At 46.3% G+C, this 15,321-nt stretch carries 13 protein-coding genes; 3 read left to right on the top strand and 10 right to left on the bottom strand.

The genetic code is table 11. From position 1 onward, the window contains the following. Window positions 1-11 precede the first annotated feature (11 nt). The 9 genes from KJS52_RS23800 to ftsE form a co-directional block, all read right to left on the bottom strand. A complete protein-coding gene (locus KJS52_RS23800) occupies window positions 12-221 on the bottom strand; it encodes a hypothetical protein (protein WP_213519801.1) in 210 nt (69 codons plus the stop codon). A 216-nt stretch (window positions 222-437) separates the two neighbouring features. Next, complete coding sequence (gene uvrA, locus KJS52_RS23795) at window positions 438-3,299, bottom strand: excinuclease ABC subunit UvrA (RefSeq protein WP_213519800.1); 2,862 nt, start codon at window positions 3,297-3,299, stop codon at window positions 438-440. A 15-nt stretch (window positions 3,300-3,314) separates the two neighbouring features. Further along, on the bottom strand, window positions 3,315-5,288 hold the full coding sequence (gene uvrB / locus KJS52_RS23790; RefSeq protein WP_213519799.1) for an excinuclease ABC subunit UvrB: 1,974 nt from the start codon (window positions 5,286-5,288) through the stop codon (window positions 3,315-3,317). Window positions 5,289-5,416: 128 nt separating this feature from the next. Then, window positions 5,417-6,589, bottom strand: coding sequence for a response regulator (locus tag KJS52_RS23785; protein WP_246563901.1), 1,173 nt, complete (start codon window positions 6,587-6,589; stop codon window positions 5,417-5,419). Between the two features lie 110 nt (window positions 6,590-6,699). After that, window positions 6,700-8,010 (bottom strand): PDZ domain-containing protein, encoded by a 1,311-nt coding sequence (locus KJS52_RS23780; RefSeq protein WP_213519797.1) that lies wholly within the window; start codon window positions 8,008-8,010, stop codon window positions 6,700-6,702. A gap of 96 nt (window positions 8,011-8,106) precedes the next feature. Then, complete coding sequence (locus KJS52_RS23775; RefSeq protein WP_213519796.1) at window positions 8,107-9,561, bottom strand: S41 family peptidase; 1,455 nt, start codon at window positions 9,559-9,561, stop codon at window positions 8,107-8,109. A gap of 189 nt (window positions 9,562-9,750) precedes the next feature. Further along, complete coding sequence (locus KJS52_RS23770; protein WP_213519795.1) at window positions 9,751-10,971, bottom strand: murein hydrolase activator EnvC family protein; 1,221 nt, start codon at window positions 10,969-10,971, stop codon at window positions 9,751-9,753. 11 nt (window positions 10,972-10,982) lie between these two features. Then, window positions 10,983-11,900 (bottom strand): permease-like cell division protein FtsX, encoded by a 918-nt coding sequence (gene ftsX / locus KJS52_RS23765; RefSeq protein ID WP_213519794.1) that lies wholly within the window; start codon window positions 11,898-11,900, stop codon window positions 10,983-10,985. Continuing rightward, window positions 11,890-12,576, bottom strand: a complete 687-nt coding sequence (gene ftsE, locus KJS52_RS23760) for a cell division ATP-binding protein FtsE (protein WP_213519793.1) — start codon at window positions 12,574-12,576, stop codon at window positions 11,890-11,892. The genes ftsX and ftsE overlap by 11 nt, the downstream gene beginning before the upstream one ends. 236 nt (window positions 12,577-12,812) lie before the next feature. Here ftsE and KJS52_RS23755 point away from each other — a divergent pair, with 236 nt between their 5' ends. From KJS52_RS23755 to hxlB, 3 genes are all read left to right on the top strand, one after another. Further along, complete coding sequence (locus KJS52_RS23755) at window positions 12,813-13,175, top strand: winged helix-turn-helix transcriptional regulator (RefSeq protein ID WP_213519792.1); 363 nt, start codon at window positions 12,813-12,815, stop codon at window positions 13,173-13,175. 101 nt (window positions 13,176-13,276) lie between these two features. Further along, complete coding sequence (gene hxlA / locus KJS52_RS23750) at window positions 13,277-13,909, top strand: 3-hexulose-6-phosphate synthase (protein ID WP_213519791.1); 633 nt, start codon at window positions 13,277-13,279, stop codon at window positions 13,907-13,909. Window positions 13,910-13,915: 6 nt separating this feature from the next. Next, complete coding sequence (hxlB, locus tag KJS52_RS23745) at window positions 13,916-14,473, top strand: 6-phospho-3-hexuloisomerase (protein ID WP_213519790.1); 558 nt, start codon at window positions 13,916-13,918, stop codon at window positions 14,471-14,473. A 56-nt stretch (window positions 14,474-14,529) separates the two neighbouring features. Here the strand turns inward: hxlB and KJS52_RS23740 are convergent, their stop codons facing one another. After that, window positions 14,530-15,255 carry a 3-ketoacyl-ACP reductase gene (locus KJS52_RS23740; protein WP_213519789.1) on the bottom strand — a complete coding sequence of 242 codons (726 nt, stop codon included), beginning with the start codon at window positions 15,253-15,255 and terminating at the stop codon, window positions 14,530-14,532. Window positions 15,256-15,321: the final 66 nt, after the last annotated feature.

The following is a 15,321-nucleotide window of genomic DNA, read 5'->3' as shown; positions in this document are numbered from 1 at the left end:
TTTATGTACGATTAAACAATTCCTAGCCATGTTTCTTTAATCATTACGAAATCGATAAACAAAAATAAAAGAAGTGATACGCCAGCGAAGCCGATGGCAAACTTGTTTTTTTCCTTTTGTGTAACCAAGCGAACAAACCCAATTGCAATGATTACCGTGAAAGCAAGCATAAACCAATCGAATGGGTCGATTCCAGTGCTTGTTCCTTCTGCTAAAAACATGAATAGACCTCCCTTAATCACACGTGTCCTATTATTTATATATCGTAGCGATAATCCAGTCAACATGCAAGCACTATCATTACTGTTGATCTCTTCGTCACATAATGTTCACAATTACTGAGCGGTATATACCTGACCTGGCGAAATTTTAACCGCTCAGCATTGTGGAGTCTCACACATTTATCCAGATTAGCTTACCCAACGACAACAAATGTATTACGATTTGACCGCGTGCTTATGCAAAGAGCGTTCTCGATCACGTTCAAGAATAGGAGACAAGTATTTCCCGGTATAGGAGCCCTCTACATTTATAACCTGTTCAGGTGAACCAGTAGCTACGATTGTGCCGCCGCCTTTACCGCCTTCTGGCCCCAAATCAATGAGATAATCGGCTGTTTTAATGACATCCAGATTATGCTCAATAACGAGTACGGATTCTCCAGAATCAACAAGACGATGCAAAACATGCAGCAAACGCGCAATATCATCGGCATGCAACCCGGTTGTCGGCTCATCCAAAATATATAGCGTTTTGCCTGTGCTTCGACGATACAGCTCTGCCGCCAGCTTGACGCGCTGCGCCTCGCCGCCCGACAGCGTCGTAGCAGGCTGGCCAAGCTTCATATAGCCCAAGCCAACATCAAGCAAGGTTTGCAGCTTGCGATTGATTCTCGGAATGTTCTCGAAAAACTTGCAGCCGTCCTCAATGGTCATCTCCAGCACTTCAGCGATATTTTTGCCTTTGTACTTCACTTCCAGCGTCTCGCGGTTATAGCGCTTGCCTTTGCATATTTCGCAAGGCACATATACGTCCGGCAAAAAGTGCATCTCGATTTTAATAATCCCGTCGCCACGGCAAGCCTCACAGCGACCGCCCTTCACGTTAAAGCTGAAGCGACCCTTCTTATAGCCGCGCACCTTTGCTTCATTCGTTGTCGAGTACAAATCACGAATATCATCAAATACGCCTGTATACGTTGCTGGATTGGAGCGAGGCGTACGTCCGATTGGCGATTGGTCAATATCGATTACTTTGTCAATGTGCTTCAAGCCGCGAATCTCTTTATGCTCGCCAGGACGCGTCTTGGCTCTGTTCAAATCTCGCGCCAACGCTTTGTACAAAATCTCGTTAACGAATGTCGATTTGCCTGAGCCCGAAACGCCTGTAACCGCAACAAATACACCAAGCGGAATTTTAACGTTAATGTTGCGCAAATTATTTTCCTTTGCTCCAACAACCTCAAGCCAGCGCTCATCCGGCTGTCTGCGCTGCAATGGAACCTCAATAAACTTTTTGCCGCTCAAATATTGGCCTGTAAGCGACTGCTCATCGTCCATCACTTCCTGCGGTGTGCCCTGCGCGATCACCTGTCCGCCATGTATGCCTGCGCCCGGCCCAATATCAATAATGTAGTCGGCCGCCAGCATCGTGTCCTCATCATGCTCTACGACAATTAACGTATTGCCAAGATCACGCATATGAAGCAGCGCTTCAATTAGTCGATCATTGTCGCGCTGATGCAAGCCAATGCTTGGCTCGTCCAATATATAGAGCACGCCCATCAGGCTGGAGCCGATTTGCGTTGCCAGACGAATTCGCTGCGCCTCGCCGCCTGACAGCGTGCCCGCAGCACGGCTTAGCGACAAATATTCCAGGCCGACGTTGACGAGGAAGCCAAGTCGATTCACAATCTCTTTCAAGATCAAGTTGGCGATCGTTTGTTCCTTTTCAGTCAGCTGCAGCCCTTGGAAATATTGCGCTGCCTCGCCAATCGACAAATCCGTCACATAAGCGATATCCTTGCTTCCAACCGTTACAGCCAGACTTTCCTTGCGCAGACGCTTTCCTTTACAGCTATTACATGGCTTGGCGCTCATATAGCCTTCAATATGCTCGCGCATCATTTCTGAGGCAGTATCACGATAGCGACGCTCCAAATTATGGACAATACCTTCAAATGGAACATACGCTTCCTTGCGAGCTCCGAAATCATTTTCATAGACGAAGCGCACCTTCTGTCCATCTGTACCATAGAGCAGCTTCTTCATTTGCTCCTTTGTCAGCTCGGACACCGGAACATCCTGCGGGATGTTGTAATGCTCTGCTACTGCTTTAAGAAATTGCGGATAGTAGTTTGAGGTGCTGCCAGCCCATGCCAAAAAAGCACCTTCGTCGATCGACTTGCTATAATCTGGAATCAGCAAATCAGGGTCGACAACCATTTTCGCGCCAAGCCCGTCACACTCTGGACAAGCGCCATACGGGCTATTAAATGAGAACATACGAGGCGCAAGCTCATCGATGCTGAAGCCGCATTCGGGACAAGCAAGATTGGAGCTGAACAACAGCTCCTCCTTGCCGATGACATCGACGATTACTTTGCCCTCGCCAAGCTGCAGCGCCGTTTCCAAGGAATCGGCCAAGCGCGTTTCAATGTCGGACTTGACGACGATACGGTCGATGACTACCTCAATGCTATGCTTTTTATTTTTATCAAGCTCAATTTGCTCGCTCAGCTCACGAATTTCACCATCGACTCGAACGCGCACATAGCCTTGTTTTTGCATGTCGTTAAGCAGCTTGACATGCTCGCCTTTGCGACCTGACACGATAGGCGCCAAAATTTGCAGACGTGTGCGCTCTTCATATTCCATAATGCGGTCTACCATTTGCTCTACCGTTTGCGAGGTAATTTCGATGCCATGCGTTGGGCAATGCGGTTTGCCGATTCTTGCATACAGCAGACGCAAGTAATCGTAAATTTCCGTTACGGTTCCAACTGTCGAACGAGGGTTGCGGCTCGTCGTTTTTTGATCGATTGATATCGCTGGAGACAGCCCCTCAATCGAATCGACATCTGGCTTATCCATCTGACCTAGAAACTGGCGAGCATAAGCGCTTAGCGATTCCACATAGCGACGCTGTCCTTCTGCATAGATCGTGTCAAATGCTAGCGACGATTTCCCCGAGCCGCTTAAGCCTGTCAGTACGACGAACTTGTCACGCGGTATCGTTACATCAATATTTTTAAGATTATGTGCTCGCGCACCTTTTACGACAATTTTGTCATTCGCCACTTTGTTTCCTCCCACCTATTGTTCAGCCTTTAGCTCCAGCAACGCATCCCGCAGCTCAGCCGCACGCTCGAATTGTAATTGTTTCGCTGCTTCCTTCATCTCAGCCTCAAGCCGCTCGATCAAGGCAGTTCGTTCCTTTTTGCTCAGCTTCTTATTGGCATCAACACTGTATTCTGCAGGTTCCTCCGCAACCTTGGTCGCCTCAATGACATTATGCACCTGCTTGCGAATCGTTTGCGGTGTTATGCCGTGCTTTTCATTATAGGCGATCTGCAGCTCGCGTCGGCGCGCTGTCTCCTGTATCGCTTTGGCCATCGACTCGGTAATATGATCGCCGTACATAATAACGGTACCCTCGCTATTGCGCGCGGCGCGACCGATCGTCTGAATCAATGAGCGTTCAGAGCGCAGGAAGCCTTCCTTATCGGCATCAAGTATCGCTACAAGGCTTACCTCTGGCAGATCGAGCCCTTCTCTGAGCAGGTTGATCCCGACTAATATATCAAATACGCCAAGCCGCAAGTCCCGAATAATAGCAAGACGCTCCAGCGTTTTAATTTCTGAATGCAGATAGCGGACCTTCAAGCCGACATCCTTCAAGTAATCCGTTAAATCCTCGGCCATTTTTTTCGTTAAGGTCGTCACCAGCACACGCTCATCCTTGGCGATGCGCAGCTGAATTTCATGCAGCAAATCATCAATCTGCCCCTTCGACGGCCGTACCTCAATAATTGGGTCCAGCAGCCCGGTCGGACGAATAATTTGCTCGACCATTTCCGGACAATTTTCCAGCTCGTAAGGTCCTGGTGTAGCCGATACATAGATGAGCTGCTTTGTCTTGCCCTCAAACTCCTCAAAGCGCAGCGGTCGATTGTCCATTGCGCTCGGCAGCCGAAAGCCGTGGTTGACCAAAACTTCCTTGCGCGCCCGGTCACCATTGTACATTGCGCGAATTTGCGGCAGTGAAACATGAGACTCGTCTATAATGACCAGCATATCCTCTGGAAAATAATCGAACAGAGTATAAGGCGTAGCCCCACGCTCACGGAAGGTAAGTGGACCGGAGTAGTTCTCGATGCCTGAGCAAAAGCCCATTTCAGCCATCATTTCAAGATCATAGCGCGTGCGCTGCTCCAGACGCTGCGCTTCCAGCAGCTTGCCCTCGCTGCGGAAATAAGCCAACTGCTCCTCAAGCTCGCGCTCAATATTTACAATCGCGCGCTTCATCGTTTCAGCTTGGGTTACGAAGTGGGAGGCCGGAAATATCGCAATATGCTCGCGTTCACCCAACACCTCGCCTGTCAGCACATCAATTTCACATATCCGTTCAATTTCATCGCCAAACAGCTCAACACGCACCGCATGCTCATTGCTCGACACTGGAAAGATTTCGACGACATCGCCACGAACCCGAAACGTTCCCCGTGTAAAGCTGATATCATTGCGCTGATACTGAATATCTACCAATGCGTGCAAAATCTCATTGCGCGATTTCTCCATCCCTTTGCGCAGCGAAACAACCATGCTTCCGTACTCCTGAGGCGAACCCAAGCCGTAAATACACGATACGCTGGCTACAATGATGACATCTCTGCGCTCAAACAATGAGCTGGTTGCAGAGTGGCGAAGCTTGTCAATCTCATCGTTAATGCTCGAGTCTTTTTCAATAAAGGTATCTGTAGAGGGAATGTATGCCTCCGGCTGATAATAATCGTAGTAGCTTACGAAATACTCTACCGCATTATGAGGAAAAAACGCCTTAAACTCGCTGCAAAGCTGAGCAGCGAGCGTTTTATTATGAGCGATCACAAGCGTTGGCCGCTGAACGCGCTCAATGACATTAGCGATGGTGTAGGTTTTGCCAGTACCCGTAGCTCCCAGCAGCGTTTGATGACGCTTCCCCTGCTGCAAGCCATGCACAAGCTGATCAATCGCCCGCGGCTGATCCCCTCTTGGTGCATAATCCGAAACAATTTGAAAATTTGGCATATGATCCTCCCGTCCATCTATTTCTGAATAATTTTATTATGGTCAAATTTTGCCAATTTCAACAGGTTTACGAAACAGAATGTATGTTCTCATTTATTATAGCGCTAAACACGGCAAAGCCGCAAGAGCTATACTTTATTCTGTATACCCTTGCGGCTTGCGAGCCAGGCTTCATACCAATGTATCATATCTTCAGGCAGCGGCAGATCAAGCTCCTCAAGCATTGTCTGCTCCTGCTTCTCATAAAATTGCTTCAGCTTGTCATATTGTCCCAGCTGGTCATAGGCTTCCATCATATAAATGCCATATTCAAATTCGTACGGGCTAAAGGAGTTCATTTTGTCTCCCAGCTTCAGCAGCCTCGACCAATCCTTTATAGCGTACAGGTGCTGGAGAAAATCTTTGGCGTTGCTAATCCATAGCTGCCGCAGCCGCTCTCTTTCACTTTCAGCCCATAAATAGTCGTAATTGCCCATATAATCGCCTTCGTATTGATAAAGCAGCTCTTCCAGCTTGTTATAATATTGCGGGTCCTGCGGCTGCAGCTGATTAAGCTCCTTTTCCCATTGCTCGACATCTATAACCGTATTTTCCAGACGCAAGCAATAGCCTTCCTGAATGCTGTCATTGTCGATTTTAATTTCCAAATTCGCTTCCTTCACACATTTGCGGATTTGATAAATAACCGTATACAGCTGCGTCATCGCCCGTTTTTTGTCCAGCTCGGGCGAAAACATATTGATAATCGAATACTTGGGAACAAACTCTCCGCGATGATGCAGCAGAAAGGCAAACAATTCCTGCGCCTTTGCCGTTCTCCACTTCGGATATTCAATGATCCCGTCGCCAACCTGGAAGCGGATATGGTTAAAGCAATATATTTTTTGTTTTGCTTGAGGCTTCTCGACTAGTACTTGCGGCTGCTTGTCCTTGCGTCTTGCCATAATCCGGTTTACCGTTTTACTTAAACGCGACGCAGACACTGGCTTTAACAAATAATCCATCGCATTAAGCTCAAACGCTTTAACAGCGAATTCATCATATGCGGTTACAAAAATGATTTCAACCTCAGGCAGCATTTGCTGAAAATATTCAGCTGCTTCAAGGCCTGTAATCTCAGGCATTTGAATATCTAGAAATATTAAATCAGGCGGGCTTTGCTTGGCATAGTCCAACGCTTGCTGCACAAGCTGAAAGCTTTTAAGCTCTTGAATTTGATCCTGCACGCCATGCTCGGTAAAAGCATTCGTTATCATTCGCTCTAGCTGCAGAAGAGCAAGGTTTTCATCATCCACTAGCATGATCTTCAAGCTGTTCACCACCCTATCAAAATGCGTTGTTACAACTATAGCCTATTATGACATGGTTCGATCATAATAGGCTATAGGTCTTTAGAATGTTTTACATTATTTTACAAGGTTATTGTTGAATCTTGTGTATCGCTTGACAGCTTTTGTCGCAGCTTGCTTTGCCCAAAAAGCGTCAATAGCCCAGGCTCGCGATATTTTTCCAAATGCTTCGCTTTACCGTCAGGCGCCATAATAATGCCCAGCTGATGGTGCTCATCTGCAAATCTGGCACGCTGAGCGAATTTGACCTCTCCTTCGGTGTTGAGCAACTCCAGCTTGCAAAAGGCCGGGTTAATTGACATCGCCTCATACAGCTCCGCCAAGGAATTAACCGCTTGTCCATTCGCCTTCAGTACAGTATCTCCTGCTTGTATGCCCATATGTACAGCAGGAGAGTGCTCGACGATTGCAAGCACGCGCAAACCTTTGTCTAGCGGGCCATAACGCGGAGGCTGCTTGCTTTCGTTGCGTCGATTGAGCCAATGGATGAGCTCGAATGAAAGCAGCATGCCGATAGCGGCAACCCATATTAGCGGCTTCACCCACCAGGAAGCTATCGCAATGGCTAGCAGCAGCACTGCATACAGCAGCCACTGCTTTGCTGTTCGCTTAACAAATTGCTCAGGACTGCTCGATTGTGTCATGCCAGTCAGCCCTAGCATAAGCGGACAGGCAAGCAGCAGCCATGCCCCTTCGCCTCCTGTAAAAAAGAAGGGCTGGGCCGCTTGGGCAGCAAACGTGACTGCGCCTTTCGTCTCGGCAGCAACGGGCATAAACAGCAGAATAGGAGCAGTCCAGTAGCCATGAAGCACATAGCCGCCTATAAGCTTCCCGCGCTTGCCGCTCATATAGATCGGGCTTACAAAATGCTTGCCCTGCCAACGAATTAATGCAGCTTGTGCAAGCAGCAGCAAGGAGGCTACTACTAGTATGTTCAGCGGTTGAAGATTTAATAAGGATTGATAAATGATTAGCATATCATATTGCAGCGGCAGCGGATCTGCCAGCTTCGCAATGAGATGCAGCAAGCTTACAATAGCGGCGCTGTACGCAATATTGACAAGCCGAAGCCGAATAAGCGCCAGCAGAAGAGATACGCCCCAAAGCCACCATACAGTCTCTACAGTGAAGGTGAAGCCTAACAAAGCGGATACGAGTGAAACCGCAAGCGCAGCCAAAACACCGCCGATAACCGATTGTAGAAAAGGTTTTAGCCAAGGCTGGAGCCTGGTAGCAAACATCGCTCTTTCCATTCGTGTTAAAAAGGTATAAATTAAGCCGAGCAGCAATAGAGATACATAGAAGAAAGGCTGTGTTAGCAAAGACAATATTGCTTTTCCTAACAGTATGAGCCATAGCTCAACATTATCCACTGCGTACACCCCTTCACCACTTTAGATCACAAATAAAAAAAGGCAGGTTTCTTATGCACTAAGAAACCAACCTTTAACTAGTTCGACGCGCGCCGCTTATTTCCTGCCCGCCAGCTCCAACGCTTTCTGCAATTGCGGATCATTTTCCACATCGCGAATAAAGGAAATGACGCTTTCCTCCAGCTTGGCAGCTGTTGCTTCATCAATAATTCCAGTAACTGGAACGGAGTAATCCTGCTGAAATTGCTTAACAGCCTTCGTCGTCATGGCACTAAAGTAGCCATCGGTGCGATCCACGCCATAGCCTAGCGTTTGCAGCATAATTTGCGCGCTAGCAATTTGCTCATTCAGCATATCCTCTTTAAGACTTTCGGTGAGATGTAGACGAGCGACGCTATAAATTGCAGGGGGCTCGACTACAACATCAGGAGTAACGCCTTTTTCATTAATCCAATTGCCTTTTGGCGTCAGCCATTTTGCAATCGTCATTTTAATTAGACCGCCATCCTCAAACAGCTGGTTAAAGCTTACCTGTACGGTACCTTTTCCATACGTTTGCTGTCCAACAACTGTAGCCCCCGCACCCTCCTGCAGCGCGCCTGCCAATATTTCAGACGCACTTGCGCTGCCGCCATTGGTCAGCACTACAATAGGATACTTCTTCTGCTCCCCGCCTTTAGCGTAGGTTTTGTCTCGCTTGCCGTTGCGATCCTCGACCTGAACAACAACGGAGCCTTCCTTCATCATAAGCTGTGCGATTTCCACTACATCCTGCAGTACGCCTCCAGGATTGTTGCGCACATCGATCACAAGCCCTTTCAACCCTTTTTGCTCAAGCGCAGCAAGCTCCTCGGCAAAGCGTTCCGCCGTATTTACGGAGAATTGAGTAATTTCAATTACTCCAATGCCTTGCTCATCTATGCTGCTATATACCGTTTCGATATCAATGTCATCGCGAATCAGTACAACGGTGATCGGCTTAGCTTGCCCTTCACGAATGACCTCCAGCTTGGCCTTTGTCCCTTTTTCCCCGCGAATTACATTAACCGCTTCCTGTAAAGTAAGGCCAGACAAGCTTTCTCCGTTTACTGACAAAATAACGTCCTTGGCAAGCAATCCGCCTCTTTCAGCGGGAGATCCTTTAATAGGAGATACAACTACAACTTGGCCGTTTTCCAATGAAACCTCTGCGCCTATACCAGAAAATGAGCCTTCGATCGATTGCGAGAATTGATTAGCAACCTCCTTTTCCATATATACGGAATATGGATCACCAAGCGCATTCATCATACCCGAGATCGCTCCGTCAATAAGATCTTCCCGCTCGACCTCTGAAACGTACTGCGTCTCCAGCAAATCTATTACGGTGTTAAGCTGCTTTAACTCTTCATCAGTCAGCTGCGTTCCACGGTCAGTTGCAGCAGAAATAACCGATGTTGAAGCGGCTACAGGAACCTCATCCAGCTTGTCCACAACGAGCAACGTAACAAAAACTGTTGCAAGTACACTTAGCATTACGATTGCCGCTACTGTGCGTCCTCTTACACGCATCAACTCTCACCACCTATTCATGTATACTCTAGCTCGACCAACTTAGTATATGACAATTGTAGCGCATTTATTTATGCAATGTAAAAACTTCATCTAACAGGTAAAACAATTAGGAGCTAGCTGCAACAACAAGGGGCTTGTCCAGAAATTCAGTGAATACTGAAAATCTGAATAAGCCCTGATGATTCTTTATTTCAAGTAATTTGAAGGATTTACCGGCACTTCGTTTTTACGAACTTCAAAATGTAAATGAGGACCTGTGGAATTGCCTGTTGAGCCTACCAATGCGATTTTATCGCCACGCTTAACTTGATCGCCTTCGCTGACGAGAATTCCACCCTTTTTAATATGACCGTACAATGTCCATAGGCCATTGCCATGGTCGATAATAACCGTATTGCCATAACCGCTAGTATACTTGGCTACAATAACATTGCCCGACTCAGCTGCATAGATTGGTGTTCCGGATGGAGCACCGAAGTCGATGCCGTTATGCGCCTTTCTTTTGCCGGAAATCGGATGAATTCGCATGCCGAAGTTAGAGGTCACGCGATATTTGCTATCGATTGGCATGCCTAGCTTGCCACCAGAATATGGATTGGCAATGCGGTTCTTCTCAGCATAGAGCTTGGACAATTCAGAAGCGATTTTCACGAGATTGCGTTCTTCCTCTTCTGTTATTTCACTTAGCTCTGTATGCAATTCATCAAGCTCAGCCGACTTTTGAGCAAGCTTTTCAATCAGCTCTTCCTTCTCGGCTTCCTTCTCCATTAGAACCTTCTCTTCTTCTTCTAGCTCTTTATACATTGCTTCCAATGCAGCAAGCTGCTCTTCAACCTCAGCCTTTTTGTCTTCAACGACCTGCTGTGCTTCCTTGAACGAATCCAAAATTTCACGGTCCGACTTTAGAATCATTTGCAGGGAGTCAAAGCGATCGAGAAAATCAGAGAAGCTTGTTGCGCTAAGCAGCACATCCAAATACGATACTACACCGTTGCTGTACATCAGTCTGGTGCGCTTCTGCATAAGCTCATCCTGCTTTTCTACCTGCTGGATTGCTTCCTCCAGCTCTTGCTCTGTTATTTTCAGCTGCTTCTCAGCCTCACGAATTTCAGCTTCGGTTTTCTCCATCGCTTTGGCAAGCTCTCTAATCTCAGCCATGAGCTTGTCGCGCTCTGCTTCCAGCTGCTTCTTCTCGTTTTCAACAGCGATTTGTTCCTTTTCAACTTCTGTTTTATCAGCTTGCGCTTGGGCAGCGCGCTCTTCTGATTTTTTCTTCTCTTCGTTTTTCTGTTGAATTTGCTTCTCAATTTGCGAGAGTGTTGATGCATAGCTGCTTGGTGAAACAGCCGCTATTGATAGAAATAGCGCTGCCGAGAGCATATAAGCGGTAATTTTTTTCTTATTCACTTTATTTTCACCTACACCTTCAAATATTTACGAACAGACATCACACTGCCCCAAATTCCGATAAAGGAACCGAGCAATATCATCATCATCGCTGTAAGCGGCATAACCTCTTTTACAGGCAATAGCTGCAGCAGCATGAGCGATAGATCATATTGAAAGGCTTTTACGATTTGGTCATACCCTATTAATACAATTGCTGTCGTAATCGCTGATGTAAGAATTCCGATCAAGGCCCCTTCAATAAAAAATGGCCAGCGAATAAAGGAATTGGTCGCGCCAACCATTTTCATAATGCCGATCTCACGTTGACGTGCAACAATGGTCATACGGATCGTATTCGAAATGAGCAATACTGCCGTAATCGACAATGCTGCAACAACAACATAGCCTGCATTGCGAATGGCATTTGTAATTTTGAATAACGTTTCTACTGTTCCTTGACCGTACTTAACCTCGTCTATTGGCGGTGTTTCATAGGAAGCAGATATTTCATTAATTTGATCGGCAACTGTTTTTACAAGCTGAGGCTCAAACACCTCTACGGTAAACGTAATCGGCAGCGGGTTGTTTTCGCTATCGTAGCCCTCCAGCCAGTTGCTGTTGTCCTCGCCCATTCGCTCCCGCAAAATTTCCAGCCCTTCTTCCTTGGAAACGTATGTAAGCTTGCTTACCTCGGTTATGTTACCAATTTTACGCTGCAAATCTGCGACAACTTCCTCGCTGACTTCGGTTTGCAAATACACCCGGATTTGCACTTGGCTTTCTATTTGCGAAGCCATAGCGTTCATATTAAGCGCGAGCAAAATGAACACGCCTAATATTAACAACGAAATAAAAATGGAAGTAATGGAGGCAAAGGACATCCAGCCGTTTCGCCAAATGCTCTTGAAGCCTTCTCTAGTGTGTCGAGCTAACGTGCTAAATTTCATATCCGTACTCCCCTCTTTGCACATCACGCACAATATTGCCATTTTCAATAGCAATGACGCGCTTACGCATCGAGTTCACAATTTCCTTATTGTGAGTTGCCATAACAATTGTTGTTCCGCGGAAATTAATTTCTTCCAGCAAATGCATAATCTCGACAGACGTGTCTGGGTCCAGGTTTCCGGTAGGCTCATCTGCCACGATAACTGCCGGATTATTAACAATGGCTCGAGCGATCGAAACCCTTTGCTGCTCACCGCCCGATAGCTGGGAAGGGAAATTTTTATATTTGTGCTTCAAGCCGACCAGCTCCAGCACTTCGAGCGTGCGTTTTCTAATGACTTTGCGCGGTGCTTCAATTGCTTCCATGGCAAAGGCTACATTTTCAAAAACGGTTAGCTTGGGAAGCAGTCTGAAGTCCTGAAAAACGACCCCGATGTTTCGACGAATATAAGGAATTTTACGCTGCTTCAGCTTGCCAATATTGAATCCGTTGACAAAAATCTCGCCTTTTGTCGGAATTTCCTCTCGATAGATCAGTTTCATAAAGGTAGATTTCCCTGCACCTGATGGACCTACCAAATAAACAAACTCATTACGATCTATTTTGACCGACACGCCATTAAGCGCACTCGTGCCGTCCGCATATGTTTTCCATATGTCGTGCATTTCTATCACGTTATCACATCCTGTAGAAAGTTCAATTCTATAAATTCGACAGCGTACAGCTAATTCCTTCAAAGATCGCCTTCTGTTTGCAATTCTCACTTTTCTCATTTTTCATTTTACGCGCAAAAAGCTTCAATTTGTCGTTTATTCGTTAAACTGGTGTAATGAGGTGAGATACTGTATAACTAAATAAGCATGGTCGATCATGCTAAAGTGGGTTGTAAATTTGTTAAGGAGAAAAGTTTATGGCTGATTTAAGGGAAGAAATACTTAATAAGCTCAAAAATGGTGACTTCAATTGCGAGAAAGAGCTCACCTTATCGATAATAGGCGGGAAGTGGAAGCTGATTATTCTCTGGCATCTTGGGAAGGAAGGTCCTCAGCGCTTCAGTGAGCTCCAACGGCTGCTGCCTAAAATTACTCATAAAATGCTAACCAGCCAGTTAAAGGAGCTTACCGACGATGGCATCATTCATCGTGAAGTATATCCGGAGGTTCCTCCAAAGGTTGAATATTCCATGACGGAACTCGGCTTGACGTTAATGCCCATCCTCGAGCTCATGTATGACTGGGGAAAGAAGCGAATAGAAGATATTAAAAAGCAATAGGTAACCTTTTAGTAACTATCTATCTTTATTGTGCGTTCTATTCAACTTGTTCATGAAGCCTTACAATAGGTCTCATCATACACAGTAAGGAGTGAAGGGTTATGGAACTTCAATTAGCTTTAGATCTTGTCGACATCCCTCAAGCAAAACAGGTGATTAAGGAAGTAGAACCATATATTGATATTGTGGAAATCGGAACTCCTGTTGTCATTAACGAAGGCCTCCACGCGGTAAAGGCAGTGAAGGACGCATTTCCTCATCTTAAGGTATTGGCCGACCTTAAAGTAATGGATGCTGCAGGCTATGAGGTTATGAAAGCTTCTGAAGCTGGCGCAGATATTATTACGATTCTAGGCGTAGCTGAGGATATGACCATTAAAGGCGCTGTGGAAGAGGCCAAGAAGCAAGGAAAGAAAATTTTAGTCGATATGATCGGCGTCAAGGATCTGGCACAGCGTGCACAGGAAGTAGACGCATTCGGCGTCGATTATATTTGCGTGCATACAGGGTATGACCTGCAAGCAGTAGGCAAAAATTCGTTCGAGGATTTGCAAACGATCAAGCGTGTCGTCAAGAACGCTAAAACTGCGGTAGCTGGAGGAATTAAACTTAGCACGCTGCCCGAGGTAATCAAGTCTCAACCTGATCTTGTTATTGTTGGTGGCGGTATTACGAGCGAATCCGATAAAAAAGCTGCTGCTGCCGAAATGCACAAATTGATCAAGCAGGGTTAGAGCGCTATGCATACTAACCAATATCTTAGCAGCATTCAAAAAGAGTTAAGCCAAATTGCCGACAGAATATCCGAGACAGAAGCGGAGACATTAGTCCAGCATATTGTGCAGGCCAAGAGAATCTATGTAGCCGGCGCAGGCCGATCAGGTCTTATGATGCGTGCCTTCGCAATGAGACTTATGCACCTTGGACTTGATTCATATGTTGTAGGGGAAACGGTGACTCCCGGCTTATCCGCAGGTGATATGCTTCTAATCGGATCAGGCTCCGGGGAGACCAAAAGCTTGCTTTCCATGGCCCAGAAGGCAAAAAGCCTGCAAGCGACAGTTGCAGTAGTCACTATTTTTCCAGAGTCCTCAATTGGGAAATTATCAAGCCTTTCGGTTTCCTTGCCAGGCTCGCCCAAGGACCGATCGCAAAATACAGCTGAGACGATACAACCAATGGGATCCTTGTTTGAACAAACATTGTTTTTATTCCTTGATGCTATCATTCTACGATTAATGGACATTCGCAAATTGGATTCGCAGGCGATGTACAGTCGACACGCGAATCTTGAATAGAGGTTAGACAAAAGGGCCGGTCAACGATTGATCAGCCCTTCTACTATACTGCCTACTCAATACGGGTTCGTGGCGATAAAGCTGGCTGTTTTTACATAGATGCGCGGATTCAGCTTTAATTGATTGACGATAATTTCTGCGATATCCTCAGGCTGCATAAATTTCGAATCGTTATTTTCCTTGATCAAGCTTAGATCAAGCGCCAAATCTGTCGCAACCGTGCTTGGGTTTAATGCCGAAACACGAATATTGTTGCGACGAACCTCTTGCGCAAGCGACTCGGTAAAGCCTATTACAGCAAACTTGGAGGCGCTGTATGCGCTAGATGTCGCTGCCCCGCTCAACCCGCTGGTGGAAGAAATATTAATAATATCCCCACCATTTTTTTCGATCAGCTGAGGCAGAACTGCGCGTGTGACATAATAGGTTCCTAGCAAATTAGTATCGATTATACGTTTCCATTGTTCCGGGTCCATTTCTAACACCGAAGCAAAAGCAGCAATTCCCGCATTATTAATTAAAATATCTGCTGGGCCTAATTGATTCGTCAGAGCTTCAATAGCTGATTCAACCTGTTCTTTAGAGGCTACATCAGCTGCTGCATAGGCTACCTTTACGCCCATGCTCTCTAACTCAGCTGCTGCTTCTTTTAAGGTAGTCTCTGTTCTGGCAAGCAGCCCTACATTTACCCCTTCTTTTGCCAATGCAATTGCTGTTGCTTTGCCGATGCCTCTTGCTGCACCCGTAATGAATGCTACCTTGCCCTTTAATGACTGTGCCATATGTACAGCTCCTTTCGTTAATGTAGTTCACTTTTTCTTATTATACACGAAAACAGCGCAAGCTAC

The organism is Paenibacillus montaniterrae (assembly GCF_018403185.1).
Classification (GTDB): Bacteria; Bacillota; Bacilli; order Paenibacillales; family Paenibacillaceae; genus Pristimantibacillus; species Pristimantibacillus montaniterrae.
Note: the sequence above shows the minus strand (reverse complement) of the source record. Positions and strands in the feature narration are given on the sequence as shown.

What these genes read in the sequence shown, in the direction of transcription:
- KJS52_RS23775 (WP_213519796.1), bottom strand. Translation starts at nt 9,561, where the DNA reads ATGCGTGTAAGAGGACGCACAGTAGCGGCAATCGTAATGCTAAGTGTA.
- KJS52_RS23785 (WP_246563901.1), bottom strand. Translation starts at nt 6,589, where the DNA reads ATGCTAGTGGATGATGAAAACCTTGCTCTTCTGCAGCTAGAGCGAATG.
- ftsX (WP_213519794.1), bottom strand. Translation starts at nt 11,900, where the DNA reads ATGAAATTTAGCACGTTAGCTCGACACACTAGAGAAGGCTTCAAGAGC.
- KJS52_RS23755 (WP_213519792.1), top strand. Translation starts at nt 12,813, where the DNA reads ATGGCTGATTTAAGGGAAGAAATACTTAATAAGCTCAAAAATGGTGAC.
- hxlB (WP_213519790.1), top strand. Translation starts at nt 13,916, where the DNA reads ATGCATACTAACCAATATCTTAGCAGCATTCAAAAAGAGTTAAGCCAA.
- KJS52_RS23800 (WP_213519801.1), bottom strand. Translation starts at nt 221, where the DNA reads ATGTTTTTAGCAGAAGGAACAAGCACTGGAATCGACCCATTCGATTGG.
- KJS52_RS23740 (WP_213519789.1), bottom strand. Translation starts at nt 15,255, where the DNA reads ATGGCACAGTCATTAAAGGGCAAGGTAGCATTCATTACGGGTGCAGCA.
- uvrB (WP_213519799.1), bottom strand. Translation starts at nt 5,288, where the DNA reads ATGCCAAATTTTCAAATTGTTTCGGATTATGCACCAAGAGGGGATCAG.
- hxlA (WP_213519791.1), top strand. Translation starts at nt 13,277, where the DNA reads ATGGAACTTCAATTAGCTTTAGATCTTGTCGACATCCCTCAAGCAAAA.